Annotated in this window: 25 protein-coding genes; 14 read left to right on the top strand and 11 right to left on the bottom strand. The window is 71.1% G+C overall.

Annotated features, from left to right (window positions below):
• The first annotated feature begins 176 nt into the window (after positions 1-176).
• Positions 177-1856, top strand: coding sequence for a DNA repair helicase XPB (locus tag ACFY2A_RS00385; protein ID WP_387166614.1), 1680 nt, complete (start codon positions 177-179; stop codon positions 1854-1856).
• Between the two features lie 110 nt (positions 1857-1966).
• Here ACFY2A_RS00385 and ACFY2A_RS00390 read toward each other — a convergent pair whose 3' ends face one another.
• Positions 1967-2719, bottom strand: a complete 753-nt coding sequence (locus ACFY2A_RS00390) for a TIGR03089 family protein (RefSeq protein ID WP_387166617.1) — start codon at positions 2717-2719, stop codon at positions 1967-1969.
• A 116-nt stretch (positions 2720-2835) separates the two neighbouring features.
• Here ACFY2A_RS00390 and ACFY2A_RS00395 point away from each other — a divergent pair, with 116 nt between their 5' ends.
• Together ACFY2A_RS00395 and ACFY2A_RS00400 are read left to right on the top strand one after the other, a co-directional pair.
• Complete coding sequence (locus ACFY2A_RS00395; protein WP_387166620.1) at positions 2836-3783, top strand: hypothetical protein; 948 nt, start codon at positions 2836-2838, stop codon at positions 3781-3783.
• Between the two features lie 174 nt (positions 3784-3957).
• Positions 3958-5097, top strand: a complete 1140-nt coding sequence (locus ACFY2A_RS00400) for a hypothetical protein (RefSeq protein WP_363923582.1) — start codon at positions 3958-3960, stop codon at positions 5095-5097.
• A 17-nt stretch (positions 5098-5114) separates the two neighbouring features.
• Here ACFY2A_RS00400 and ligD (ACFY2A_RS00405) read toward each other — a convergent pair whose 3' ends face one another.
• Entirely contained in the window at positions 5115-6026 is a 912-nt protein-coding gene (ligD, locus tag ACFY2A_RS00405; protein WP_387166623.1) for a non-homologous end-joining DNA ligase, read from the bottom strand.
• The gene (gene ligD / locus ACFY2A_RS00410) at positions 6016-6957 is read right to left on the bottom strand and encodes a non-homologous end-joining DNA ligase (RefSeq protein WP_363923586.1); all 942 of its coding nucleotides are present in this window, start codon (positions 6955-6957) and stop codon (positions 6016-6018) included. Before ligD (ACFY2A_RS00410) ends, ligD (ACFY2A_RS00405) begins: the two co-directional genes overlap by 11 nt.
• 85 nt (positions 6958-7042) lie before the next feature.
• Here ligD (ACFY2A_RS00410) and ACFY2A_RS00415 point away from each other — a divergent pair, with 85 nt between their 5' ends.
• The 5 genes from ACFY2A_RS00415 to ACFY2A_RS00435 all read left to right on the top strand — a co-directional run bounded on the left by ACFY2A_RS00415 (position 7043) and on the right by ACFY2A_RS00435 (position 11675).
• Complete coding sequence (locus ACFY2A_RS00415; protein WP_387166627.1) at positions 7043-8050, top strand: Ku protein; 1008 nt, start codon at positions 7043-7045, stop codon at positions 8048-8050.
• Between the two features lie 192 nt (positions 8051-8242).
• Positions 8243-8878: an FKBP-type peptidyl-prolyl cis-trans isomerase gene (locus ACFY2A_RS00420; RefSeq protein WP_387166630.1), complete on the top strand. Its 636-nt coding sequence runs from the start codon at positions 8243-8245 to the stop codon at positions 8876-8878.
• Between the two features lie 179 nt (positions 8879-9057).
• Complete coding sequence (locus tag ACFY2A_RS00425; RefSeq protein WP_387167456.1) at positions 9058-9882, top strand: hypothetical protein; 825 nt, start codon at positions 9058-9060, stop codon at positions 9880-9882.
• 87 nt (positions 9883-9969) lie between these two features.
• A complete protein-coding gene (locus ACFY2A_RS00430; protein ID WP_387166632.1) occupies positions 9970-10623 on the top strand; it encodes an HAD family hydrolase in 654 nt (217 codons plus the stop codon).
• Between the two features lie 41 nt (positions 10624-10664).
• Positions 10665-11675, top strand: a complete 1011-nt coding sequence (locus tag ACFY2A_RS00435) for an NADPH:quinone reductase (RefSeq protein ID WP_363923594.1) — start codon at positions 10665-10667, stop codon at positions 11673-11675.
• Positions 11676-11858: 183 nt separating this feature from the next.
• Here ACFY2A_RS00435 and ACFY2A_RS00440 read toward each other — a convergent pair whose 3' ends face one another.
• On the bottom strand, positions 11859-13508 hold the full coding sequence (locus tag ACFY2A_RS00440) for a fatty acid--CoA ligase (protein ID WP_387166635.1): 1650 nt from the start codon (positions 13506-13508) through the stop codon (positions 11859-11861).
• Positions 13509-13563: 55 nt separating this feature from the next.
• Here ACFY2A_RS00440 and ACFY2A_RS00445 point away from each other — a divergent pair, with 55 nt between their 5' ends.
• Positions 13564-14055, top strand: a complete 492-nt coding sequence (locus tag ACFY2A_RS00445) for an NUDIX domain-containing protein (protein ID WP_093404100.1) — start codon at positions 13564-13566, stop codon at positions 14053-14055.
• A 67-nt stretch (positions 14056-14122) separates the two neighbouring features.
• Here the strand turns inward: ACFY2A_RS00445 and ACFY2A_RS00450 are convergent, their stop codons facing one another.
• Positions 14123-14671: a type 1 glutamine amidotransferase domain-containing protein gene (locus tag ACFY2A_RS00450; protein ID WP_387166638.1), complete on the bottom strand. Its 549-nt coding sequence runs from the start codon at positions 14669-14671 to the stop codon at positions 14123-14125.
• Positions 14672-14816: 145 nt separating this feature from the next.
• On the opposite strand from ACFY2A_RS00450, the gene rfaE2 reads away from it, so the two are divergent.
• Both rfaE2 and ACFY2A_RS00460 read left to right on the top strand, forming a co-directional pair.
• On the top strand, positions 14817-16727 hold the full coding sequence (rfaE2, locus tag ACFY2A_RS00455; protein WP_387166641.1) for a D-glycero-beta-D-manno-heptose 1-phosphate adenylyltransferase: 1911 nt from the start codon (positions 14817-14819) through the stop codon (positions 16725-16727).
• Positions 16724-17590 (top strand): glycosyltransferase, encoded by an 867-nt coding sequence (locus tag ACFY2A_RS00460; protein WP_363923603.1) that lies wholly within the window; start codon positions 16724-16726, stop codon positions 17588-17590. Before rfaE2 ends, ACFY2A_RS00460 begins: the two co-directional genes overlap by 4 nt.
• A gap of 13 nt (positions 17591-17603) precedes the next feature.
• Here the strand turns inward: ACFY2A_RS00460 and ACFY2A_RS00465 are convergent, their stop codons facing one another.
• Genes ACFY2A_RS00465 through ACFY2A_RS00475 form a run of 3 tightly spaced genes read right to left on the bottom strand, consistent with a single transcriptional unit; the run spans position 17604 to position 19752 of the window.
• Entirely contained in the window at positions 17604-18707 is a 1104-nt protein-coding gene (locus ACFY2A_RS00465; RefSeq protein WP_387166644.1) for a glycosyltransferase family 9 protein, read from the bottom strand.
• A gap of 8 nt (positions 18708-18715) precedes the next feature.
• Entirely contained in the window at positions 18716-19249 is a 534-nt protein-coding gene (locus ACFY2A_RS00470) for an Hsp20/alpha crystallin family protein (RefSeq protein WP_363923607.1), read from the bottom strand.
• A complete protein-coding gene (locus ACFY2A_RS00475) occupies positions 19246-19752 on the bottom strand; it encodes a DUF2231 domain-containing protein (RefSeq protein ID WP_363923609.1) in 507 nt (168 codons plus the stop codon). The genes ACFY2A_RS00470 and ACFY2A_RS00475 overlap by 4 nt, the downstream gene beginning before the upstream one ends.
• A 151-nt stretch (positions 19753-19903) precedes the next feature.
• Here ACFY2A_RS00475 and ACFY2A_RS00480 point away from each other — a divergent pair, with 151 nt between their 5' ends.
• Entirely contained in the window at positions 19904-20521 is a 618-nt protein-coding gene (locus ACFY2A_RS00480) for a pyridoxamine 5'-phosphate oxidase family protein (protein ID WP_363923611.1), read from the top strand.
• A gap of 148 nt (positions 20522-20669) precedes the next feature.
• On the opposite strand, the gene ACFY2A_RS00485 is transcribed toward ACFY2A_RS00480, so the two are convergent.
• From ACFY2A_RS00485 to ACFY2A_RS00495, 3 genes are all read right to left on the bottom strand, one after another.
• Entirely contained in the window at positions 20670-21353 is a 684-nt protein-coding gene (locus ACFY2A_RS00485; protein ID WP_387166648.1) for a GPP34 family phosphoprotein, read from the bottom strand.
• 96 nt (positions 21354-21449) lie between these two features.
• The gene (locus ACFY2A_RS00490; protein WP_363923615.1) at positions 21450-22169 is read right to left on the bottom strand and encodes an ABC transporter permease; all 720 of its coding nucleotides are present in this window, start codon (positions 22167-22169) and stop codon (positions 21450-21452) included.
• Between the two features lie 26 nt (positions 22170-22195).
• A complete protein-coding gene (locus ACFY2A_RS00495; RefSeq protein ID WP_387166652.1) occupies positions 22196-23077 on the bottom strand; it encodes an ABC transporter ATP-binding protein in 882 nt (293 codons plus the stop codon).
• A gap of 108 nt (positions 23078-23185) precedes the next feature.
• Between ACFY2A_RS00495 and ACFY2A_RS00500 the strand changes: the two genes are divergently transcribed.
• Both ACFY2A_RS00500 and ACFY2A_RS00505 read left to right on the top strand, forming a co-directional pair.
• The gene (locus ACFY2A_RS00500) at positions 23186-24340 is read left to right on the top strand and encodes a histidine kinase (protein ID WP_363923619.1); all 1155 of its coding nucleotides are present in this window, start codon (positions 23186-23188) and stop codon (positions 24338-24340) included.
• Positions 24337-24942 carry a response regulator transcription factor gene (locus tag ACFY2A_RS00505; RefSeq protein WP_363923621.1) on the top strand — a complete coding sequence of 202 codons (606 nt, stop codon included), beginning with the start codon at positions 24337-24339 and terminating at the stop codon, positions 24940-24942. Before ACFY2A_RS00500 ends, ACFY2A_RS00505 begins: the two co-directional genes overlap by 4 nt.
• The last annotated feature ends 27 nt before the right edge of the window (positions 24943-24969 follow it).

Genomic DNA, 24969 nt, shown 5'->3' on the forward strand with positions numbered 1-24969 from the left:
CGCCGACCTCGACAACTCGTCCCCTACTGCTAGACGCACCGGGACACCCGCTGGGTTGCGCGGGATGAGCACTTTCTCGCCACCCGCCCGCGCGTGCAACACTGGATGGTCGCCCTTTGGCAGGTCAGCCACCTGCTTCGGCGGCCGGATCAGCCGTACGGACGAGAGGATTCGGCGTGAGTGGTGGACCGCTTATCGTGCAGTCGGACAAGACCCTCCTGCTGGAGATCGACCATCCCGACGCACAGGCCTGCCGGATGGCCATCGCCCCCTTCGCCGAGTTGGAACGCTCGCCCGAGCACGTGCACACGTACCGACTGACGCCGCTCGGGTTGTGGAACGCCCGCGCCGCCGGCCACGACGCCGAGGGCGTGGTGGACGCGTTGATCAAGTATTCGCGGTACCCGGTGCCACACGCGCTGCTGGTGGACGTGGCCGAGACGATGGACCGGTACGGGCGGCTCCAACTCGCCAACGATCCGGCGCACGGCCTCGTCCTGCGCGCCCTGGACCGGGTGGTCCTGGTCGAGGTGGCCAAGAGCAAGAAGCTCGCCGGGATGCTCGGCAACCGCATCGACGACGACACCATCGCGGTGCACCCCTCCGAGCGGGGGCGGCTCAAGCAGGCGCTGCTCAAGCTGGGCTGGCCGGCGGAGGACCTCGCCGGGTACGTCGACGGCGAGGCGCACCCGATCGAGCTGGCCGAGGCCGGCCAGGACGGTGGTAAGCGGTGGACGCTGCGGTCGTACCAGCGGGAGGCGGTCGAGGCGTTCTGGGCCGGCGGGTCGGGCGTGGTGGTGCTGCCCTGCGGGGCCGGTAAGACGCTGGTCGGGGCGGCGGCGATGGCCGAGGCGAAGGCCACCACGCTGATCCTGGTCACCAACACGGTGGCCGGCCGGCAGTGGAAGCGCGAGCTGATCGCCCGCACCTCGCTGACCGAGGAGGAGATCGGCGAGTACTCGGGTGAGCGCAAGGAGATCCGCCCGGTCACCATCGCCACGTACCAGGTGCTCACCTCACGACGCGGCGGCGCCTTCACCCACCTGGACCTGTTCGGTGCCCGCGACTGGGGCCTGGTCGTCTACGACGAGGTGCACCTGCTGCCCGCGCCGATCTTCCGCTTCACCGCGGACCTCCAGGCCCGCCGCCGGCTGGGCCTGACCGCCACCCTGGTACGCGAGGACGGCCGGGAGGGCGACGTGTTCAGCCTGATCGGTCCGAAGCGCTACGACGCGCCCTGGAAGGACATCGAGTCGCAGGGGTGGATCGCCCCTGCCGAGTGCGTCGAGGTCCGGGTGACCCTGACCGACGCCGAGCGGATGGCGTACGCGACGGCGGAGGCGGAGGAGCGCTACCGGATGGCGGCCACCGCCCGCACCAAACTGCCTGTGGTACGCGCCCTGCTCGACCGGCATCCGAACGAGCAGACGCTGGTCATCGGCGCGTACATCGACCAACTGCACCAGTTGGGCGAATATCTCGACGCCCCGATCGTGCAGGGCTCCACCACGAACAAGGAACGCGAACGCCTCTTCGACGCCTTCCGCACCGGGGAGATCCGGACGCTTGTGATTTCCAAGGTGGGCAACTTCTCCATCGACCTGCCCGAGGCGGCGGTGGCGATCCAGGTGTCCGGCACGTTCGGCTCCCGACAGGAGGAGGCGCAACGTCTGGGCCGGGTGCTGCGCCCCAAGGCCGACGGCCGGCAGGCGCACTTCTACACGGTGGTCTCCCGGGACACCATCGACACCGAGTACGCCGCCCACCGCCAGCGCTTCCTCGCCGAGCAGGGATACGCGTACACCATCGTCGACGCCGACGACGTCCTCGGCCCACCGTTGCCCACCGTCGACTGACCGCGTCACCAGCAGATCCCCGCAACATCCCTGTTGTTGCTGCCTCAACTCGGGCTCGGGCCGATACAGCAACAACAGGGATGTTGCTGCATCGGGTGACCCTGGGGTCCTCAGAGCACGCGGGTGACCTGCTCGGCGGCGGCGACGGCGTCCCGGTCGGCGGGGTCGAGGTTGGCGCAGAGCAGCACCGAGGCACCTGCGGAGAGCGGGGCGAGCAGCCACTTGAGCGGCTGATCGTGCTCGGCGACGTCGACAAGCAGCCGGTCACCGGTCCGCAGGTCGAGTTGCTCAGCCACCGCCTTGGCGATCGAGCCCCACTCGGCATAGCTGGTGCCGTCCGGGCTGGCCGCGTCGTTCGCGTGCAGCACGGGCCGGTCGGTCGGGGCGACGCCGTGCCGCAGCACCTCCACGGACCAGTCGAGCCAGCCGGCCGGCACGTCGACCAACGGCTGTGGCCCGGTGCCGACGAGGTACCGGTGCAGCCCGTCGGGTACGTCCTCCAGCCAGTCGTCGAGCCGTTCCGGGGTGACCAGGACCGCGTCGTACGGTCGGTCGCCGCCGGGCTCCAGCACCGGCAGCCCGGCGGTGGCGCGCGGCCGGAACGACACCGCCATCCCCACCGACCAGGCCCCCAACAGCACCGCGGCGGTACGCCAGTGCGGCGGCAGCAGCACGGCCACCCGGCTGCCCGGGGCTAGCCCGCAGCCGTCACGCAGCAGCCCGGCGGCCCGCGCCGCCAGGTCACCCAGCGCGGCGGCGGTCAGGTCGTGACGCGCGCCGGTCCGGTGGTCGAGGTAACTGAGCAGCGGTCGGTCCGGGTCGGCGAGACCGGCGGCGGACGGTACGGGAAGGGCAGCGCGCATACGTAGGTCCTACTCCTGCCATCCGGGCATGTCGAGGCCGACCCGCCCGGCGGGCCGGTGAAGACATGACTGATGGCATTGGTGGAGGGTGCCCCCTCGCATGGAGAGTCAGAGCCATGACCACCCACGGGCTAGCGCGACTCGACGGCGGCCGGCAGCCGATGCTGCGACGACTCGTACCGGTCGTGGCGCTCCTGTTCCTCGCCCCCTGGGCCGCCGAATGCTCGTGGGGCGGGTTCGCCGGCACCGACATGCTGCTCGTCGTGGTGGTACTGGCGCCGATGTACGGGGGCGCGGCGGTGCTCATCCGGGAGGCGGCCCGGCGTACCGGCGGTGGCTGGCCGATGATCGTACTGCTGGCGGCGGGGTTCGGGGTGGTCCAGGCGGGCCTGGTGGACCAGTCGCTGTTCAACCCCGACTACCTGGCCGACACCGAGTTCGCGGAGCTGAGCGCGGCGGACCGCACCCGCGTTCCGGTGCTGGGTATCAGCGCGCAGGAGGCGATCAGTTTCCTCGGCAACCATGTGGCGTTGACCATCTGCGCGCCGATCGCCATCGTCGAGTCGTACCTCTCCCCGGCCCGCCGGCTGCGGCCTTGGTTGCGGGCACCCGGCCTGGTCGCCATGACCGTCGTCTACCTGCTGGGCAGCCTGCTCGTCTTCGCCGACGACAGTGGACGCAAGGGGTTCCTGGCCAGCCCCGGTCAGCTCATCGGGGCGACGTCGGTCGTTCTCGCCCTGGTCGTGGTGGCGGCCCTGCCCCGCTGCGGCGTCGGCCGGTGCCGGCTCCGACCGGCGCACCCCGACCGTTCCGTTCCGGCCTGTTGGTCTTCCTCGTCTACCTGGGTGTCGCCATGCTCTCCGGCTGGATCGGCGTCGCCGTGTCGGTCGTCGCCGTCACCGCGCTGGTGGGCGTGCTGGTCCGGTGGTCGGGACGCGCCGGGTGGGGTCAGGGACATGTGCTGGCCGGTGCTGCGGGAGCACTCGTCGGGGCGGCCGTGCTGGCTTACCTGGTGCCTCCGTACTCACCGGCATCGCCCACCCAGGCCCTGCTCAGTGACGTGATCGTCAGCCTGCTCGCGGCCGCCGTGCTCACCGGCGCGTACGCGCGACTGCGGCGACACGACGGGTCGGCGCCGGCCCACCAGTGCTGAGAGCGCGACCGTTGCCGGAGGCTGCCAGACTCGTGGCGCGGGCGTCCGATGTCGACGCCGGGTGTTGTCGGGCGGGAGGCTGGCAATGAGGCGATCGACGCGGCTACGGGCCGCACTGGTGATGCTCACGGTGGGCGCGGTGCTGGCCCCGCCGGCAGCCGCGGCGGCTGATCCGCTACCCAACGTCGCGGTCATCGCGACCGTGTGGGCGAACCAGCCGGCCGCGACCGAGTACACAGTCGACAACGGCTGGAGCTGGTCCTCCACCGAGGGTGACATTGTCGTACGGCGGACCGGCACCGGGGCGTACACGGTCGAGTTGCAGCACGCGGCGACAAGCACCGGCGTCGCGCACGTCGTGGCGTACGGTGGCGGACCCGTGCACTGCACGGTGGCCAGCTGGTACCGGAGCCTGCTGGGCGGTAACCATCTGCTGATCCAGGTACGGTGCTTCGGGGCGACCGGCGCACCGGTGGACAGCCGGTTCGTGGCGACGTTCACCAACCGGCAGCAGATCCATCAGGGACGGTTGGCCTGGTTCACCACCGACCAGGCGACGCCGGTCGGTCTGCGTACCGTCCCGGCCGGTCTGCGGTACGACTCGACGGGTGGGGCGATCAGCTATGAACGGCTCGGCACCGGCCGCTACCGCTTCCACATGAACCCCAACCCGGCAAGTGAGTCGGGTGCCCCGATCTTCCCGATGGCACACGTCACGGCGCTGGGCGGCAGCGCGGTGAACTGCCAGATCGACTGGCCGGACGGCCGGGAGGTGCGGTGCGCCAACGCCGCCGGTAACGACGTCGACGCCCGGTTCGCGGTCACCTACGGCTCCCGGGTCGACCTGCTCGGCCACTCGGCGGGCCCACGGTTCGCCAGTGGCACCCTCTACGGCGAGAACGTCACCGATAGTGGGTTCATCGGCGGCGACAGCTACAACTCGACGCTGCCCGGCTACGGCGGCGCCAGCGGCACGCTGCTCGGCACCGGCCGTTACCAGATGATCTTCAGCGGCACCGGAACCGCGTTCGGCACCGCCTTCGCCAACGCCCACCTGGGCATCCTTCCCGGCAGTCGGCCTCGCGGCCACTGCGTGCTCGCCGGCTGGGGGCGATCCGGGGCGAACACGGTGGTCCTGGTCAACTGCTACGCCTGGCTCGGCGTACCGGCCAACCTGAACGCCCGGATCTCCTACACCACCTGGCCCGCGGGCACCGCCATGTGAGCATGGGCGCTGGTCGTCTACTCCGGCAGTTCGGGGCCGCCGTCGAGCAGCGGGGCAAGCAGGTCGCCATGCTCCTCGACCCGGTCCAGCACCTCACCGGCGGTGTACGGCCTGGTGGCCGGACGTCGGCCCGCCGCACCGGCGGAGACCTCGTCCCAGGTCAGCGGGGTCGACACCGACGGGACGGGCTGGGCGCGCAGCGAGTACGGCGCCACCGTGGTCTTCGCCGCGTTGTTCTGGCTCCAGTCGATGAAGACCTTGCCCGGTCGCAGGTTCTTCGCCATCTTCGAGACCACCATTTTCGGCTGGTCGCGTTCGAGTTCCTGAGCGATGCGCCGGGCGTAGGCCGACACGTCGTCGGCGGACTGGGTGCCGGAGATCGGGCAGCAGAGTTGCATGCCCTTCTTCCCGGAGGTCTTCGGGTAGGCGTCCAGGCCGTCGGCGGCCAGCCGGTCGCGCAGCGACAGGGCCACCTGGCAGCACTGTTTCAGTGCCGCCGGGGTGCCCGGGTCCAGGTCGACCACCATCAGGTCCGGGTGGGCGCCGACCTTCCACTGCGGGGTGTGCAGTTCCAGGGCGGCGAGGTTGGCCAGCCAGACCAGGGTGGGCAGGTCATTGGCGACGACGTAGTCGATGGTCTCCCGGCCCTTGGTGGAGCCCGGCGCCGGCAGCGTCTCGACGCGTACCCAGGATGGGGTGGCGGCCGGTGCGTTCTTCTCGAAGAACGAGCCGCCGGTAACCCCGTTCGGGTAGCGGATGCGGGTCAGCGCCCGGTCGGCCAGGTGCGGCAGCAGCACCGGGGCGATCCGGGTGTAGTAGTCGATCACCTCGCCCTTGGTGAAGCCGACCGTCGGATAGAGGACCTTGTCCAGGTTGGACAGCTCCAGCGTGCGGCCCTGCACCTCGACCGGGAACCGGTCAGCTGGCATCCTCGACCTCCTCGGCCGGTTTGTCCGGGCGGATCCGCAGGATCCGGGGGAACCGTAGGCGCCCGTCGGGGGTGCGTTGGCCGTACTTGACCTCCACCACCATCCGGGGAGTTACCCAGATCGCACCCCGGGCATCCTCGCGGGGGACGTCGCCGCGGAACGGCGAGGCGGTGGTGCGCAGCGGCTCCAACTCGTGGAGCAGCTCCCGTTCGAGGGCGGCACCGATCCCACCACCGACCCGACCCCGGTAGACGAGTCGGCCGTCGACGCCCGGGACCCCGACCAGCAGGCCGCCGATCTTCCGTGCGCCGGGCCGCCAGCCGCCGACGACGAAGTCGCCGGTCACCTCCAGTTTGACCTTCACCCAGTCGGGCGAACGCACCCCGGGCCGGTAGGCCGACTCGACCCGCTTGGCCATCACCCCTTCGAGGCCGTGTTCGCCGGCCGCCTCGTAGGTGGCCGGGCCGTCGGAGAAGACCGGAGGCACCGCCCATCGCGCCGCGCCCAGCGCCAGGCCGTCGAGGGCCTCCCGCCGCCGGGCGTACGACCAGCCGGTGAGGTCCCGACCGCCCAGCCGCAACACGTCGAAGATCATGTACGTGACCGGTACGGTTGCCGCCAGCCGGGCCGCCTTCGCGGCGTTACGCACGTGCATCCGCTCGGCCAGGGCGGTGAACGAGGGCCGTCCGGCCTGGTCGAACAGCACCACCTCGCCGTCGAGCAGGACGTCGTCGACCTGCTCGCCAAGCGGAATCAGCTCGGGATAGGCGGTAGTGATCTCCACGCCGGATCGGGCGTACAGGCGCGGTCGTCCGGCGGCGATGTCGGCCAACGCGCGTACGCCGTCCCACTTGAACTCGTACGCCCAATCGGGACCGGTCGGGAGCTGCCCGGTCATCGCGAGCATCGGCTTGAGCGGCGCGCCGGGCACAGGCCGACTGTAGTAGCAGGCCGAACACCTCGCGCCGGGTTCGCTGTGATGCGAGCATGGTCGATACCGGGGAAGGGAGCGCAGCATGCGGGCCATCTGGAAGGGAGCCGTGTCGTTCGGCCTGGTCTCGATCGCGGTGAAGCTGTATTCCGCGACGGAGGAGAAGGACATCCGGTTCCACCAGGTGCACCGGGCCGACGGCGGACGGATCCGGTACAAGCGCACCTGCCAGGTCTGTGGCGAGGAGGTCAGCTACGACGACATCGCCAAGGGCTACGACATCGGCGGCGGGGAGATGGTCATCCTCACCGACGAGGATTTCTCCGACCTGCCGTTGAGCACCTCCCACGCAATCGACGTGCTGGAGTTCGTGCCGGCCGAACAGGTCGATCCGATCCTCTACAACAAGGCGTACTTCCTGGAGCCGGAGGGCACCGCGACCAAGCCGTACCTGCTGCTGCGGGATGCGTTGACCGACTCGGAACGGGTGGCGATCGTCAAGGTGGCGCTGCGTCAGCGGGAGCAGTTGGCCACCCTGCGGGTCCGTGAGGGTGTGCTGCTGCTGAACACGATGCTCTGGCCCGACGAGATCCGTAAGCCGGACTTCGGTTTCCTCGACGAGGACCTGAAGATCCGGCCACCGGAGTTGGCGATGGCCACCTCGCTTATCGACTCGATGGCCGGGGACTTTCACCCGGACGAGTTCACCGACGACTACCGGGCGGCGTTGCAGGAGGTCATCGACGCGAAGGTGGAGGGCCGCGAGGTGGTCCAGCCGGAGGAGGTGGAGGAGGCTCCCGCCGCTGCTGTCGACCTGATGGCCGCACTGAAGGCGTCCGTGGAGCGGGCCCGGGCGGCTCGCGGCGAGGCACCCGCCGGTGGTAGCGCCGAGCCGACCCCGATCTCGTCGGCACGCTCGGCGCAGAAGAAGGCGGCGGAGAAGAAGGCCGCCAAGGCTCCGGCCAAGAAGGCACCCGCGAAGAAGACGGCCGAGAAGAAAACCACCGCCAAGAAGGCTCAGCCCGCCAAGAAGACCGCGGAGAAGAAAGCTACCAAGACCGCCAAGAAGGCCACTCCGCGTAAATCCGCCTGACTGCCCTCCTGGTCGCCCGAATACGCCTCTGGGCGGTTACGGGGCGACCCTCGGTCTCCATGATTCTCGCAGCCCTGCCTGCGGGCGCGAGCCATCGATGGTCGGAAGTGCGTCCGACACCAGGTACCGTGTGTCGGCGACGGCTGCCCGTGGCCGGACCCACCCCACACCTCTCAGCAGGGAGTCGAGGACGTGAGCGAGCAGGAGACCAAGGCACGGCGGCGGCTGGCCGAGCAGTTGGCGGCTCAGAAGGCAGCCGAGGCGAAGCGCCGCCGGCAGGCCTGGGCCGGTGCGTTCGCCGGGATCGCCGTCGTGGCGGTGCTGATCACCGTGTTCGTGATCTTCGGCCAGCGCGGTGGTGACGACGCGCCCGAGCAGGCCGCCGGAACGCCGTCCGCCCCGGCGGAGGCCAGCAACGAACCGGCTGCGCCGCCCGCACCGCAACTACCGGAAGGCGCGGACCCGGCCCTGGGCAGCAAGCCGACCGTCACTGCCGGGGAGGGGGAGCTGACCAAGCTGACCGTGACCCCGTTGATCGAGGGCACCGGGCCCAAGGTGACGGCCGGCCAGTCGATCACCACCAACTACGTCGGCGTGTTCTACGAGAGCGGCGAGGAGTTCGACTCCTCCTGGGAACGGGGGCAGCCCGCCACCTTCCCGATCGGGGTCGGGCAGGTCATCCCGGGCTGGGACAAGGGCCTGGTGGGCGTGACCGTGGGCAGCCGGGTGCAACTCGACATCCCGGCCGAGGACGCGTACGGCGACGGTGGGGGCGGCCGCCCCGCGGGTCCGCTGCGCTTCGTGGTGGACGTGCTCGCCGCCGAGTGAGCCTCGGGTCGGCTCGCTCCGACAGAACATCGATGCCGTTGACCACAGAGGGCTTCCGGACGGTCACCGACCGGCAGTAGGTTCGGCAGCGTCCCGGGCATGTCGCCCGGGACGCTTGTCGAAGCGACACGGAGGTGCACGTGACGGCAGTGGACGCCGACGGGCGGACCGCCCGGTTGATGTGGACGCACTACGAGCCGGTGCACGCCGTCACCTACTTCCACCCGCGTGCCCGCGCCGCCTACGGCGCCGCCGGGCTACGCGGCTACTGGCGGGGTTACTTCGCTGGTCGCGCCGCCCCGTTCGGGCCGACCGGTCCGGCGCCGGTGATCGCCGCCTTCTACAACTTCGCGCCACACATGGTGAGCCGGGCCCTGCCGGCGGTCTGGCAGCTGGCCTCGCCGGACCAGGCGCTGCGCGCCCGGCTGACCGGGGCGGTCCAGGCGCTCGCCGAGTTGACCTACGAGTTGCCTGAGCGGCACCTCGTGGAGGCCGCCGACCTGCTTGAGGCCGCCACCGAGGGGCTCGGGACCGCCGGCCGGGTGCTCAGCGCCGCGAATGCGGCCCTGCCCCGTGGTGAGTATCCGCTGGCTCGGCTCTGGCAGGCCGCCACCACGCTTCGCGAGCATCGCGGCGACGGGCACGTGGCGGCGCTGGTGGCCGCCGATCTCGACCCGGTGGAGACCCTGGCCTGGCGGGTCGCGGTCGACATGCCGCCGGCCAACCTGCTCGGCCGGGGCTGGTCGGAGCAGGACTGGTCGCAGGCGCGCGAGCGGCTCACCGTCCGTGGCTGGCTGGACGCCGACGGAAAGCCGACTGAGCGCGGGCGGGCGGCTTTCCAGGCGATCGAGGACGCCACCGACGTCGCCGCCACCCGCCCCTGGCTCACCCTCGGCCCCGAGCGGTCCCATCGCCTACGCGAGCTGCTCGACCCGATCGCCCGCGCCGCCCACACGGTCATCCCGCCGGACAGCCCCATCGGCCTCCCGCCCCTGACGAGTTGACCAAGAGGTTTGCGTCTGACTTCTCGCGGATTCCCGACGCAAACTTCTTGATCGACGCGGTGGTGGGTGGGGGAGGATGGGGGTGTGATGGTGGATGGGGTGGTTTTCGACCTTGACGGGGTGATCGTCGACTCCGAGCCGGTGTGGGAGGAGGTTCGGCGGGCGTACGTCGCCGAGCACGGGGGCACCTGGCAGGACGACACCCAGCGACGTCTGATGGGCATGAGCACCGGCGAGTGGGCCCGGTACCTCAGCGACGAGTTGGGGGTGCGGCGCACCGCGGACCAGGTCGCCGCCGAGGTGGTCGAGGAGATGGCCCGCCGGTACGCGGCCCGGGTGCCGGTGATCGACGGCGCGGTCGACGTGGTCCGCCGGATGGCCGCGCGGTGGCCACTGGGGCTGGCCAGTTCCTCGCCGACCCGGCTGATCGCCGCGGCGCTGGCCGCCACCGACCTGACCGATGCGTTCCGTAGCACCCTGTCGACCGAGGAGACCGAGCGCGGCAAGCCGGCACCGGACGTCTACCTGAGCGTGGCCGGGCAGCTTGGCCTCGATCCGACGCGCTGCGTGGCGGTGGAGGACTCCTCAAACGGGGTCCGCGCGGCGGCTGCCGCCGGAATGGCGGTGGTGGCGGTGCCGCACGGCGCGTACCCGCTGGATCCGGACGCTCAGCGGCTGGCCGTGGCGGTGCTGGAGTCGGTCGACGAGTTGACTCCAGGCGTCGTCGACCGGCTGGGCTGAACCGGCACCGGCCGGTCCCCGGCCCGCCTACGGTCGGTGGCATGAAGGCGATGGTGTACGAGCGCACCGGTGATCCCTCCGTGCTCCAGCTGGTCGAGCGGCCGGTGCCGGAACCCGGTCCGGGCGAGCTGCTGGTGCGGGTCGCGGTGTCCGGGGTGAATCCGACGGACTGGAAGTCGCGCCGGCAGGGCCCGCTGCCGGCCGGCTGGCAGACGCCCGGTCAGGACGGCGCCGGGGTGGTCGAGGCGGTCGGCGAGGGGGTCGACCAGGAGCTGATCGGCGAGCGGGTATGGGTCTGGGAGGCCGCCTGGCAGCGGCCCTGGGGTACTGCCGCCGAGTACACCCTGGTTCCGGTCCGCCAGGCGGTACGCCTGGGCGACGCCTCCTTCGAGCTGGGCGCCTGCCTGGGCATTCCCTTCCTGACGGCGCACCGGTGCCTGACCGCCGGGGAGTATCTGCCGAACAGCCTGCGACCGGGCGCGCTGAGCGATCACACGGTGCTGGTGCAGGGCGGGGCCGGCGCCGTGGGCAACGCGGCGATCCAGCTGGCGGCCTGGGCCGATGCCTGCGTGATCGCCACGGTGAGCAGTGCCGAGAAGGCGCAACTGGCTGCGGCGGCCGGCGCCTCGGCGGTGGTCAACTACCGGGAGCAGGACGTGGTGGAGGAGGTCCACAAGCTCGCGCCCGACGGGGTGCACGGGATTGTCGAGGTCTCCCCCGCGCGCAACGCGGCCACCGACGTACGGTTGCTGCGCCCCGGTGGCGTGGTCTGTGTGTACGCCGACGACGGCGGCGACGAGGTGACGTTGCCGGTCCGCCAGCTGATGGTGCCGAACGCCCGCTGGCAGTTCGTGCTGGTCTACACGATGCCGAAGGCGGCCAAGGCGCAGGCGGTGGTGGACGTCGCGGCGGCCGCCGCGCAGGGCGGGATCCGGGTGGGCGAGGACGCGGGCCTGCCGTTGCACTCCTATCCGCTTTCGGCGACCGCTGCCGCACATCAGGCGGTGGAGGACTCGGTGGTCGGCAAGGTGCTGCTCAGCGCCCGCGAATAAGCGGTCCCACCTGGGAGTTTTCGCCGTCCGCAGGACAGAGGCGAACAAGTCTCGCAATACTGGCATTGCGGGTCGCCCCGCAAGGAACGGGCGGCCCCGGCGCGGTGCGAACGCCGGGGCCGCCCACCGGAGAGAGGTCTGTGCAGGCCACTACTCCCAATGGCGATGATGCGCCGAAAAACGTTACGGCGTGGCTAGTTCCCGCACATCCAGGTCGCCGTCGGCGTACCGGGAGCGCACTACCTTCTTGTCGAACTTGCCGACGCTGGTCTTCGGCACCGCCTCGATGAACGCCCACCGCTCGGGCAACTGCCAGCGCGCCACCGACCCGGCCAGGAAGTCGCGCAACTCCTCCGGGGTCGCCGCGGCACCCTCCCGGAGCACCACCGTGGCCAGTGGCCGTTCGTCCCACCGTTGGTCCGGTACGCCCACCACGCAGGCCTCCAGCACCGCAGGGTGGGCCATCAGCGCATTCTCCAGCTCCACCGAGGAGATCCACTCCCCGCCGGACTTGATCACGTCCTTGGCTCGGTCGGTGAGGGTGATGTAGCCGTCCGCCGACAGGGTGCCCACGTCACCGGTACGCAGCCAGCCGTCGCGGAACTTCTCCGGATCCGGCGCGTCGTCCCCGACGTACCGCGCGGTGATCCACGGCCCACGGACCTCCAGCTCACCGACGGAGGTCCCGTCGGCAGGCAGCGGCTCTACGGCCGGGCCCACGATGCGGGCCCGCACCCCCGCCGGCACCCGGCCCTGCGTGTACCGGTACCGCCAGGCGTCGTCGCCGCTCGTCCCGGCCGGCGGGCGCGAGACCGAGCCCAGCGGCGACATCTCGGTCATCCCCCAGGCGTGGATCACGTCGACGCCGTGCCGCTCGTCGAACGCGTGCATCAGCGACGGCGGACAGGCCGAACCACCGACGATCACCTCCTTGAGCGAGGAGGTGTCGACGTCGTGACTGTCCAGGTGGGCCAGCAGGTCGGTCCAGATGGTCGGCACCGCACCGGCCAGGGTCGGCCGCTCGGCGGCGATCATCTCGGCGATCGGCGCGGCCTGGAGGAAGCGGTCCGGCATCACCAGCGACGCGCCGGAGAGGAAGGCCGCGAACGGCAGCCCCCACGACATCGCGTGGAACATCGGCACGATGGCCAGTTCCCGGTCGGTCGGCCCGAGCCCGAACCCCTCCGGCATGCAGATCTGCAACGAGTGCAGGTAGATCGAGCGGTGCGAGTAGGCCACCCCCTTGGGGTTTCCGGTGGTGCCGGAGGTGTAGCAGAGGGCGGCAGCGTCGCGTTCGTCCACCTCGGGCCAGTCGTACACCTCCGGGCGGTCGGCCAACAGCGCGTCCCAGTGGTGCACGGCGATCCGGTCGCCGGCCGCCGCCACCAGCGGAGCGGGATCGCCGCCACCGACCACCACCACGTGCCGCACGCTTGTCATGCCGCCCAGGGACTTCGCCAGCAGCGGGATCAGCGTCGAGTCGACAAGCACCACCCGGTCCTCGGCGTGGTTGGCAATGTAGGTGACCTGGTCGGGAAAGAGCCGGATGTTCAGCGTGTGCAGCACCGCACCCATGCTGGGCACGGCGAAGTACGCCACCAGGTGCTCGGTGTTGTTCCACATGAAGGTGGCGACCCGCTCGTCGCCGGTCACCCCGCACTCCGTCCGCAGGGCGTGCGCGAGCCGGGCGGCGTCCCGCCAGACGTCGGCGTACGTGCTGCGCCGCGGCTCGGCACCGGTCCACGTCACCACCTCGGCCGCGCCGTGCACGGTGGCGCCGTGTTCGAGGATCCGGGAGACCTGAAGAGGGGCGTCCATCATCGTGCTACGCATGGGTAACAAGTTAGTGTCGCCGGTCACACGTTGGGAACCCCCGTAAATTGTCCGGGTGAGCATCTCCTGGGCTGATTCGTACGTCGGGCAGCTACGCGCCCTGGCCGGCGACCGGACGCTGATGTTCGTCGGTGCGCGAGCCGTGGTGCGCGACAACTCGGCCCGCATCCTGCTGATCCGTCGCTCCGACAACGGGCAGTGGGCGCTGCCCGCCGGCGCGATGGAGCTGGGCGAGTCGATCGCGGACTGCGCCGTACGGGAGGTACGCGAGGAGACCGGGCTCAGGGCGCTACGGGTCAGTGCCTTCGCGCTCTACACCGGCCCGGACCGCACCCACACCAACATGTACGGCCACACCTACCAGATCTTCACCACGGCGTTCCGCGTGGAGGAGTGGGACGGGCGGCTGGCCCGGGTCACCGACGAGACCATCGACGCGGGCTTCTTCCACCGCGAGGCGATGCCCCAGCCGCTCTCGGCAAGCGTCCTGGAGACCCTGGCCGACCTGGACGTCTTCGAGCAGACCAACCGCCTGATCCTGAAGTGACCGGCCGGAAACACGGTGGTGGCCTCGCCCGTGCGGGCGAGGCCACCGAATGAGCGCTGCCGCCGGATCAGTGCCGGCCCTCGGCGAACTCCTCGACGATCTTGGAACAGAAGGCCGGTAGGTCGTCGGGCTTCCGGCTGCTTACCAACCCGTTGTCGGTCACGACCTCCTCGTCGACCCACTCCGCGCCGGCATTGACCAGGTCGGTACGCAGACTGGGCCAGCTGGTCAGCCGACGCCCCCGCACCACGTCCGCCTCGACAAGCGTCCACGGGCCGTGGCAGATCACCCCGACCGGCTTACCGGCGTCGAAGAACGACCGCACGAACCGGACGGCGTCGGAATCGGTGCGCAGGAAGTCCGGGTTGGCCACCCCACCGGGCAGCACCAGCGCGTCGTACCGGGCGGGATCCGCGTCGGCCGCGCTCACATCCACCTCGTACGTGGTGGAGGGGTCCAGGTGCTCGAAGGAGGTGATCTTCCCAGGCTTGATCGACACCAGCTCGGCGGTCGCGCCGGCCTGCTCGACGGCCTGACGCGGCTGGACGTACTCGACCTCCTCCACGCCGTCGGTGGCCAGGAAGGCGACCCGCTTACCCTGCAACGTCGCTGCCATAGTTTTCTCCTCTCCGGGGGTTCGTCCGTATCCGTTCCCGGCACCGACGTCACGAAACGCGGCGCAGCGGTGGCCCACCGCACGTCGCACCGGCGGGTGCCCGGCCGACAGGTTTGACCCCGCCGACCGGAGGGGAACCGCCGGCATGGCACGAGCAGCAGCGGAACAGCTCCGGCTCGCCGATGTCGTGCAGAGCTGGCTCGGGCGTCCCGTCCTGGTGATCGGCGACGCCATGCTCGACGAGTGGCGGTTCGCCGACTCCGACCGGTTGTGCCGGGAAGCCCCCGCCCCCGTCCTCACTCTGCGCCGCCGCATCTCCGCGGCGGGTGGCGCCGCCAACACCGCCGTCAACATCGCCACGCTGGGCGGGCGCTCGGTGCTGGTGGCACCCGTCGGGGCCGACGCGGCCGGCGACGAGCTGCACGACTGCCTCGACCGGGCCGGTGTCTGGGACCGCACGGTCAGCCAGCCCGGGCGGCCCACCCCGGTCAAGCGTCGGATGCTGGCCGGCGACCAGATCCTGCTGCGGGAGGACTCCGGCGACCCGGACGACCCGCTCAGCGACCAAGGGGTGGACTGCCTGCTCACCGCCCTGGACTGCGCGAGCGAGGAACTACGGGCCGCCAGCGGGGGCGAGAAGCCGACCCTGGTGGTCTGCGACTACGGACTGGGCGCCCTGCCCGCGCCGGTACGCGCCTGGCTGGTCGAGCACCGCGACCGTTACGCCACGGTCGCGCTCGACGCCCACGACCTCGCCGACTGGCCGGGCCTCGCCCCGACCGTGGTGACGCCGAGCTTCGCGGAGGCCACCCGCCTGCTCGCCCGCGCGGGCACGGTCGGGCCGACCACGAATCCGGCGGCCCCCGCTGACCCGGCCGGCACCGCGACGACCGGTGGGCACGAGCTGCACCTGGAACATCCCGAGGTCGACCCGGCCGACGGCCCCTCCGAGATGACCGTGGGAACGGCCCCGGGTGAGGCCGGCATGCGGCGTACCGACGGACCCACCGGCGAACCCACCCCGGGCGAGAGCCGGGTGGCGATGACCCGGGACGGGCTCAGCGTGACCGGCACGGGAGTGACCGTGAACGCCGAGGTCGGTGCCGGCGTGGACCGGGCCGTCCTGGCCGAGTCCCGACTCGCCGAGCTGCGCGCCCACACCGGCGCAGCCGTGGTCGCGGTGACCCTGGACACCGAGGGCGCGGTGGTCGGCGGGGCCGACGGTGAACCCGCCCGCAGCCACAGCACACCCGTGCCCGCCAGCCACGCCGTCGGTGCCGGTGACGCGTACCTGGCGGCGATGACACTCGCGCTGGCCGCCGACGCTCCGCTGTCCATCGCCGCCCAACTGGCCCAGCTCGCCGCGACGAGCACCGTCGCCGGCACCGGCACCTGCGTGTGCCGGCGCGAGGACCTGCTGGCCGCGCTGGGCCGGCCGACACCCGACGGCCGGCAGGTGCTTGTCGACACCGGGCACCTGGCGGAGATCGTCGCCGAGCACCGACGGGCCGGCCGCTCGATCGTCTTCACCAACGGCTGCTTCGACGTGCTGCACCGGGGGCACGTGCGCTACCTGGAACAGGCCCGCGCCCTCGGTGACCTGCTGGTGGTGGCGGTCAACTCCGACGGCAGCGTACGCCGGTTGAAGGGCGCGGACCGGCCGGTCAACCCGATCGAGGACCGCGCGGCCCTGCTCGCCGCGCTGACCTGCGTCGACCACGTGGTGGTGTTCGAGGAGGATTCGCCGGCCGCCCTCATCGAAACCGTCCGGCCGGACGTCTACGTCAAGGGCGGCGACTACCCGCCCGAGCTGGTGCCGGAGGCGCCCCTGGTGCAGCGGCTGGGCGGCCAGGTACGCACCCTGGGGTACGTACCGGACCGCTCCACCTCGGCGATCATCGACCGGATCCGCGCGTACGGCCAGGAGGGCGCGACCGGCGCGGACGGCGGGCCGGCGACGCCCGCTCCCGAAGTGGAGACCTCCGGCGCGGCCGGTACCGGGAGCGCCGCCACGACCGGTGCGGATGCGCCGCCACTGACCGGCAAGGCGCCGTGAACCGACCCCTCGACGCCGGCGCGCCCACGCAGTTCCGCGTCGACCGGCTGGTCGACGTGCTGGTCCCGACCCGCAACCGTCCCACCGAACTCGCCGTCACCCTCTCCGGGCTCGCCGCTCAGGAGGGGGTGCCGGGATTCGGCGTGGTGGTCAGCGACCAGTCCGACGGCGACCCCGGATACGCCCACCCGGCGGCGGCCACCATGGTCCGGGCGCTGCGTCACCGGGGACATCCGGTGCTGCTGACCCGGCGGCTACCCCGGCGAGGGCTCGCCGAACACCGCAGTTTCCTGCTCACCGCCTCCACCGCCCGGTACGTGCTCTTCCTCGACGACGACGTCTGGCTGGAACCGGGAACGCTGCGCCGGCTGGTGACCGCGATCGACGAGTTGGGCTGCGGCTTCGTCGGCAACGGGGTGCACGGCCTGTCCTATCTGGACGACGTCCGGCCGCACACCCACCGGCACTACCGGGAGTGGCCGGGCCGACCGGTGCCGGAGCGGGTCCGGCCAGGCACGCCCGAGTGGGACCGGGCGCAGATCCACTCCGCGGCGAACCTGCTGCACGTGACGGCGTCGCTGGCGCTGACGGGCGACGAATGGCGGGCGTACCAGGTTTCCTGGGTCGGCGGTTGCGTGCTCTACGACCGGGCCAAGCTGCTCGACTCCGGCGGTTTCGACTTCTGGCGGCGGGTACCGGTGCGGCACCAGGGCGAGGACGTCGCCGCGCAGCTCGCCGTGCTGGCGCGGCACGGCGGCGCCGGTGTCCTGCCCAGCGGCGCCTACCACCTGGAGTCGCCGACCACGGTCACCGAACGCGACGTGGAGGCGTGGGAGGTCGTCCTCGCCGACCCGGACGGCTGAGCCAGCAGGTTTCTCAGCGGAACAGCAGCTCGCGGGCGGCTTCGAGTACCTCGGCCACCGGAACGTCGGTGACGAATGAGTCGCGGTGCGGGCAGTCGCCGTCGCCCGGACGGTGCGGGTAGATGCCGGGGGTGCAGTCCACCCCGCAGACCGGACAGTGCACCGTCCACGAGGTGATCGGCCGATGCCGGCCCCGCAGCACGGGAGCCGTGGTGATCAGGTTGCCGACCCAGAAAATGCCGACGGTGGGGGTACCGACGGCGGCAGCCAGGTGCAGTGGACCTGTGTCGTTGGAGACCACCAGCTCACAGCCCGCGTAACAGCCGGCCAGCCCGCCCAGGCTGAGCGTGCCCACCTGCGGACGGACCGGCACACCGGCGGTGGCGACCACCTGGTCGACCACCTCCTGCTCGGCAGGGGTACCGGTGACAAGTACCTCGTACCCGTCGGTGTGCAGCGTCCGGGCCACCTCCCCGAAACGGTCGGCGGGCCAGCGACGGCGGGTGTCGGTCGCCCCGGGATGCAGCGCCACCCGGGGACGCTCCGGTTCGCCGAGCACGGCCCGCGCCTCGGCCCGGTCGGCTTCGGTGACCACAAACGCCGAGGTGATCGTGGTGGCCGGAGCACCCACCAGGGCCACCGCCTCCAGGTAGCGGATCACCTCGTGTTGGTAGTAGACGTACCGCAGCCAGCGGTCCAGCGGCGGCGCGTCCTCGGCCCGCAGGCCGGCGGTGACCCGGGCGCCGAGCGCGGCCACCAGCGGATTGGAGTTGGCCCCGCCGCCGTGCAGTTGCAGCGCCACGTCGAACCGTTCCGCGCGGGCGCCGGCCAGGAAGTCGACCATGCTGAACTCGGGCTCGCCGTCGGTCGCCGTCCGGATCCCCGGCGCGGGCGGCACCACAAGTACCCGGTCGACCGGGCCGGGCCGGTCGCGCCACAGCTGCGCGTGCCAGGGCGCGCCGAGCAACACGATCTCCGCCTGCGGGTACGCGGCCCGCAGCGCTTCCAGCGCGGGCAGCACGAAGATGAAGTCACCGAGCGCGTTGGCGCGCAGCACGGCGATCCGGGCCACGTCGGGCACACGGTCGGCGGCCTCTCCCAGCACGGCCGGGGCCACGGGGCGCGCTACCGGCCGAAATCGCCGGTGGCGACGTCCGGCTGGTGCAGTTCCCGGTCCGCCGCCGGGTCGACACTGCTCGGCACACCACCGGAAGGGCCGGCCGAACGCGGACCGGTACGACCGACGGTGATGGTGCGTGGTGCGGGCCGGTTCGCCCGGGGCAGCCGTACCCGCAGCAGACCGTGGTCCATCACCGCGTCGATCGCCTCGGGGTCCACTCGCGACGGCAGCTGCACGCGGTACTCGAAGCCCCGGGTCTCGAATCCGCCGGGAATGCCATGGTCGGCGTTGACCTCGGCCTCCGTCCGCGCCCGTACGCACAGCTCGCGGTCGTCCAGTTCTACCGCGACCTCCTCCGGGGCGACGCCGGGCAGCCGGACGACCACCTCCCAGCCGTCGCTGGTCTCGCCCAGCTCCACCTCGGGCGGCCCCGGTCGACCACCGACCAGCCGGCTCAACTCGGCCCGCAGCGACTGCAACTCGCCCATCGGGTCCCAGCCCTGCTGACCGCCCCGCCAACCGCGTCCCGGCCTGGTCATCGCGCATCTCCCATCCGTTGACTGGCGGCCGCCGGCCGCAAGGAACTCGGCGCGTCGAGGCTGGCCTCCCGGTCGACACCGACCCCGAGCCGGTCGACGAGTTCACCGCCCAGCCAGCCGCCGACCCCGAGGATGCCGAGCGCCACCACCTCGATGGCGACCAGCGCCCCGCCCGCACCCCGCGAGTCGGCGTTGAGCCGTACCACCCAGACGGCGGCGAAAAGCAGGATCACCGCGACGTTCGCGGCGGCGTGGGTCAGCGCCACCCGCTTGGCCCGGGTACCGGAAGGGATGGCCAACAGGTCGAACGTCCCGGCCGCCGCGGCCAGCAGGCCGCCGATCAGGCCGACGCTGAGGTTCCAGTACGCCACCTCGCCGAGGAAATCCGGCCCGCCGACCGTGTCGATGACGTCGAAGAGCACGGCGGTGACCAGCAGGGCGAACGGAAACATCACAAGCATCGGATGGACGGGATGCCCCAGGATCTTGAGCCGACTCTCCATCTCCGGGCCTCCACTGCTCTCCGAGGGCGCTCGGTGGGCCGGTACCCCGGTCACCGAGGGACAAACCTCACGGGCGGGCGCGACTAGACTGACCGTGGCGGTTTCCCGCCCGGGTGCCGCCACCACGGTCAACTCCACGGGGAGGCACCCAGTGACGGTGGAGATCACATCCGCAGCCGAATTGACCGACCTGCTCGGCACCCCGGCCCCCCGCGCAGTCGCCAAGGAGCGCACCCACCTGCACGAGCGTGACCGGCAATGGCTCGCCGCGTCGCCGTTCTGCCTGGTGGCCACCGCCGGAGCGGACGGCACCTGCGACGTCTCACCCAAGGGTGATCCGGCGGGTTTCGCCCACGTGCTCGACGAGCGGACCATCGCCATTCCGGAGCGCCCCGGCAACAAGCGCGCCGACGGCTACCGCAACATCCTGGCGAACCCGCACGTCGGCCTGATCTTCCTCATCCCCGGGCGCACCGACACCCTGCGGATCAACGGCCGGGCACGGCTGCTGCGCGACGCGCCCTGGTTCGACGACATGGTGGTCAAGGGGCACCGGCCGGTGCTCGCCGTGGTGGTCGAGATCGAGCAGATCTTCTACCACTGCGCGAAGGCGTTCCTCCGTTCACAGCTGTGGCAGCCGGAGACCTGGCCATCGGACCCGCTGCCCAGCCGGGCTCGTCTGATCAAGGAGGTCGAGGCCCCGGCGGACACCCTCGCCGACCTCGAACGCCACTACGGCCCCCAGTACGCCGCCACCCTCTACACCTGACCCGCCCCTGCTCCCCCCGCACCGCCACCCACCCGTCGCCGCCGGCGCCCGGCCCGCAACTTCGGGGATGTTGCTTCCTGCGGTCCATCACGACCCGACAACCTCCGCGAAGTTGCAGGCTGGGCTGCACGGGTCACAGACGGCCGGGCTAGCTTCGGGGGATCACCGTGGTGGTGACGATGACACTGTTGACGACGGTCGCGGTCATGGTCCGGGTCACGGCTTCCGCTGCGGCGCCGGCGCCCCAGTTGCCCTGCTCGAGTTCCTTGGCGCGGGTGACCACGGACGAGGTCCACGGGATATCCCGGTAGAACTGTGGGAGGGTTCCACTTCCGGACAGCAGCGCCGCGAGCGCGGCGACCCGGGCCGACGGTTCCGCGCCATCCACGAGGACCTGCCGGACCTCCTCCAGCAGGCGCGCGCGGCGTCCGTTGCCACCGTCGCGCAGTGCGGTCGTACGGAACAGGCCGAGCACCTTCCGGGCCTCTCGGGTGATGTCGCCGCGTTCGATGAGCCGCTCCAACACCGGCTGGCGCAGCTCGGGACCGATCGCGGCGAGCACCGTCTGCACGCCTCGGGGTTTCTCGGAGAGGTAGTCCCACGCCGATCGAAGCAGGTCATCCGACGGTGCATTACCCTCGACGATCTTCACCTTGCGCCGGTCCGCCATTGTCACCCGGTCGTTGAGGGCGAGATCCGCGAGTACGGCCCCCGCGAGGATGTAGAAGAGGGTGTTCTCTCCGGCGATGGTGCCCGACCTCGGCTGGAACAGCAGGAGCAGCAGGTCCTCCACCAGAGTCGGGGCTCCGGGTGGCGTCGTCTCGGCGGTCACGATCACTCCTTCGTCGTAGGTCTCTTCGGGCAGTGTGCGGCCTGGTCGGCTGGCTGGTCGGGGCATTGCGCGGGCACCTCGATGGCGCTTGCCGCCTCAACGGCGGGGTTCCCAGCTGAAGAGGCGGGTGGCCAGCACGACGGCGACGACGACCCAGCCCAGCGTCGGGCCCAGCAGCAGCAGGGAGTCGGTCACGGCGACGCCGCCGTTCCAGGCGTTCATCACCATCTCGGTGGCGGAACCACCGGGCAGCAGCCGCTTGAGCAGGGCGAGGTTCTCGGTGCCGCTGATACCCACCCAGCTGGCCACGCCGATCACGCCGAGGGTGACGGGCAGGGTGGTGACCTGGGCGTGCTCGGGTGAGTTGGTCAGGCCGGCGGTGGCCAGCCCCAAGCCGATCAGCATGGCCACGGTAGCGACGATCGCCACCACCAGCAGGGGTACGTTGGCCGGCCCGCCGGCAACCATGGCCAGCGCGGTCAGGATCGCGGCCACCTGCACCACGGCGACGACAGTGGCGGGCAGCAGCAGGCCAGCGAGAATGCCGGCGTCCCCGATGGCCGTGGAGCGCAGCCGTTTGAGGAAGAGATTCTGCCGCCGGGACGCCAGGGTGGTCACGGTCGTGGCGTAGAGCCCGAACGCGGCCACGGTGAACAGCACGATCGCCGCGATGTAGCCGAGGCTGCCGAGGGCGGCGAAGGTCTCGTGCTGGCGGACGAAGTACGCGGAGACGACCACCGGGATGATGAAGCTGGTGACCAGCACCAGCCGGTTCCGGAAGATCTGGATCAACTCGCTGAAGGCGATGGGGAACACGAAAGAATTTCCTCTCGGGGAACGAGTCAGCTGCTGATGGCGCGGAAGACGTTGTCGAGGCGGGTCGGCCCGGCCTCGAGGTCCCGCAGCTCGACGGCGTGGTCCTGCGCCCAGGAGAGCAGGATGTGCAGGTCCTTCTGCAGGCCGAAGGTCTCGATCGCGACCTTGCCGTCGCCGCCCGTGGCGGCCTGCAACGGCAGCGCCGGCGCCGTCGGCGGCAGCGAGAAGCGGATGACCGCCGGGAGCGTGCGGGTCAGCTCGGAGACCGTGCCCTCCTGGTGGAAGGTGCCCTCGTGCATCAGCCCGATCCGGTCGGCGCGCTGCTGCGCCTCCTCCAGGTAGTGCGTGGTGAGCACGATTGTCGCGCCGTTCTCGCGGAGCCGATCCACGGTCGTCCACAGGTGGTCGCGGGACTGGACGTCCAGGCCGGTGGTCGGCTCGTCGAGGAAGATCAGCTCCGGGGTGCCGTAGACGGCGGTGGCGAAGTCCAGCCGCCGCTTCTCCCCGCCGGAGAGCTGGGACACCTTCCGGCCGGCCTTGCTGGTGAGGTCGACGACGTCGAGCACCCGGTCGACGTCGTCGGTCCGCCGGGTGAGGGTGCCGATCAGCCGGACCGACTCGCGAACCGTCAGATCTGGGGAGAAACCGCTCTCCTGAAGCATGACGCCCATGCGGGGACGGACCACCCGGCGGTCACTCGGTTGGCGCCCGAACACGCGCACGGTGCCGGAGGTCGGCGTCCGGTGTCCCTCGATGGTCTCCAGGGTCGAGGTCTTTCCCGCCCCGTTGGTGCCGAGCAGCGCATACAGTTCCCCACGCCGGACCTCGAAGGAAAGGTCCTTCACGGCGTGGAAGTCGCCGTACTTGACGTTGAGCCGTTCGACTTCGATCACTGGTGTCGTGGACATGTCCCAATGACAGCAGCGCCCGCTCCAATCGGTCAGGGTCGCCATGTCACCAGCACGTATGACGTGGTGTCACTGCTCGCCCCGCCTGGACATGGGAATACTGGCTGGGTGACCGCGAGATCGCCGGCCTTCACCAAGACGACGCAGAAGCGACTGCGCCGGATCAATCTCCTGACGTCGCTTCCGCCGGTCGTGTTCGCCGCGGTGGTTCTCCTGGCCACCGACGCGCACACCTGGTGGCATCTCATCGTCCTGGCCCCGGGTGCCGTGGCGGCGGTGGTGGCCTTCGAACGCTGGACGGCGGACGACCTGGCCCGGGTCGCCCTGCCCTGCACGATCGTCGGGGCTGTGGTGTGGCCGCTCGGGGTGCTGCTGACCGGCAGCCCCAACGCCTACTGGGGCGTCTGTGCCGTAGGTTCCCTCGCCCTACGCCAGGTACCGCGCCGTCGGACGCTGGTAGCGGTCGGGCTGTTCAGCTACGTCGCCGCCATCGGCACGATGCGGCTCCTGGTGCAGCAGGACGACGTACGCGGCGTTCTGATCAGCTACGTTCTCATCCCCACGGCCCTCACCATCCTGGTGACGATCCTGACCATCATCGGCGAGCGTTTCTACGACCTCATCCGGGAGCTCGATCACGCCCGGGAGCGTGAAGCGGAACTCGCGGTCATCCGCGAACGCGTCCGCTTCGCCAGCGATCTGCACGACATCCAGGGCCACACCCTGCACGTGGTCAAGCTGAAGATCGCACTGGCCCGGAAACTGGTGCTCCGCGACGCCGATCGAGCCGAGAAGGAACTGCAGGAGACGTACGCTCTGGTCAGCGACACCATCACCCAGACCAAAGAGCTGGCGTACGCCCAGCGTCGGCTCAACCTCTCGGCGGAACTCGAAAATGCGAAGAACCTGTTCGAGGCTGCGGGCATCCGGGTCCGGGTGACCCGGGAGGCGGAGGTGGGCCCGCGCAGCAGCGAACTGCTCGGCCAGGTCCTGCGCGAGACCACCACGAACATCCTGCGGCACGCGCAGGCCACCCAGGTGCAGATCACGCTCTCCGAAGCCGGCATCGCGATCGCCAACGACGGCGTGACCAGCGATACGCTGCCCGAGCTCAGAGGGCTCTCCAGCCTCCGACAACGGCTGGCAGCCGACGGCGGCGAACTGGCCGTGGAGCAGCAGGACGGGCGCTTCCTGACCGCCGCGAGGTTCCCGCCCGCTCGTGCCGATGCTCCCACCGGCGGCGCTGCGAAGGATGACCGATGACCACCACCATCGTGCTCGCGGACGACGAGGCCCTGCTGCGCAAGGCGCTGGCCGCGCTGCTTCCGCTCGAAGGCGACATCGACATCGTCGCCGAGGCGACCGACGGCGAGACCGCCGTCGAGGCCACCCTGCGACACCGGCCCGACGTGCTCGTCATCGATCTGGAGATGCCCGGCGTGGACGGCCTCGGTGCCATCACTCAGATCCGCCGCGTCCGACCGGAGCAGGTGGTCCTCATGCTGACCCGGCATGCTCGGCCCGGCGTGCTGCGTAAGGCGCTGAAGCTCGGCGTCCAGGGCTTCGTCAGCAAGTCGGCCGAGCCGACTCACATCGCCTCGGTCATCACCGACCTGCACGCGGGCAAACGGTGGATCGACCCGGACGTCTCCGCGCTCGCCATCGTCGACGACTGCCCACTCACCGAGCGCGAACTCGACGTGTTGCGGGTGACCAGCGAGGGCTACTCCGTCGCCGACATCGCCGCCCGGCTTCACCTCGCTCAGGGCACCGTACGCAACTACCTGTCCAACGCCATGCAGAAGACCCAGACCCACACCCGTCATGAGGCCGCGCGTTACGCCCGCGAACACGACTGGTTGTGACTCGAATCGTCACCTAGGGAGTTGTCG

The sequence above is a fragment of the Micromonospora sp. NPDC000442 genome, assembly GCF_042898635.1.
Taxonomy (GTDB): Bacteria; Actinomycetota; Actinomycetes; order Mycobacteriales; family Micromonosporaceae; genus Micromonospora.

Coding starts and splice junctions, on each gene's coding strand:
- ACFY2A_RS00390 (WP_387166617.1), bottom strand. CDS start 2,719: ATGCGCGCTGCCCTTCCCGTACCGTCCGCCGCCGGTCTCGCCGACCCG.
- ACFY2A_RS00395 (WP_387166620.1), top strand. CDS start 2,836: ATGACCACCCACGGGCTAGCGCGACTCGACGGCGGCCGGCAGCCGATG.
- ACFY2A_RS00400 (WP_363923582.1), top strand. CDS start 3,958: ATGAGGCGATCGACGCGGCTACGGGCCGCACTGGTGATGCTCACGGTG.
- ligD (WP_387166623.1), bottom strand. CDS start 6,026: ATGCCAGCTGACCGGTTCCCGGTCGAGGTGCAGGGCCGCACGCTGGAG.
- ACFY2A_RS00415 (WP_387166627.1), top strand. CDS start 7,043: ATGCGGGCCATCTGGAAGGGAGCCGTGTCGTTCGGCCTGGTCTCGATC.
- ACFY2A_RS00425 (WP_387167456.1), top strand. CDS start 9,058: ATGTGGACGCACTACGAGCCGGTGCACGCCGTCACCTACTTCCACCCG.
- ACFY2A_RS00430 (WP_387166632.1), top strand. CDS start 9,970: ATGGTGGATGGGGTGGTTTTCGACCTTGACGGGGTGATCGTCGACTCC.
- ACFY2A_RS00435 (WP_363923594.1), top strand. CDS start 10,665: ATGAAGGCGATGGTGTACGAGCGCACCGGTGATCCCTCCGTGCTCCAG.
- ACFY2A_RS00440 (WP_387166635.1), bottom strand. CDS start 13,508: ATGCGTAGCACGATGATGGACGCCCCTCTTCAGGTCTCCCGGATCCTC.
- ACFY2A_RS00450 (WP_387166638.1), bottom strand. CDS start 14,671: ATGGCAGCGACGTTGCAGGGTAAGCGGGTCGCCTTCCTGGCCACCGAC.
- rfaE2 (WP_387166641.1), top strand. CDS start 14,817: ATGGCACGAGCAGCAGCGGAACAGCTCCGGCTCGCCGATGTCGTGCAG.
- ACFY2A_RS00470 (WP_363923607.1), bottom strand. CDS start 19,249: ATGACCAGGCCGGGACGCGGTTGGCGGGGCGGTCAGCAGGGCTGGGAC.
- ACFY2A_RS00475 (WP_363923609.1), bottom strand. CDS start 19,752: ATGGAGAGTCGGCTCAAGATCCTGGGGCATCCCGTCCATCCGATGCTT.
- ACFY2A_RS00495 (WP_387166652.1), bottom strand. CDS start 23,077: ATGTCCACGACACCAGTGATCGAAGTCGAACGGCTCAACGTCAAGTAC.
- ACFY2A_RS00505 (WP_363923621.1), top strand. CDS start 24,337: ATGACCACCACCATCGTGCTCGCGGACGACGAGGCCCTGCTGCGCAAG.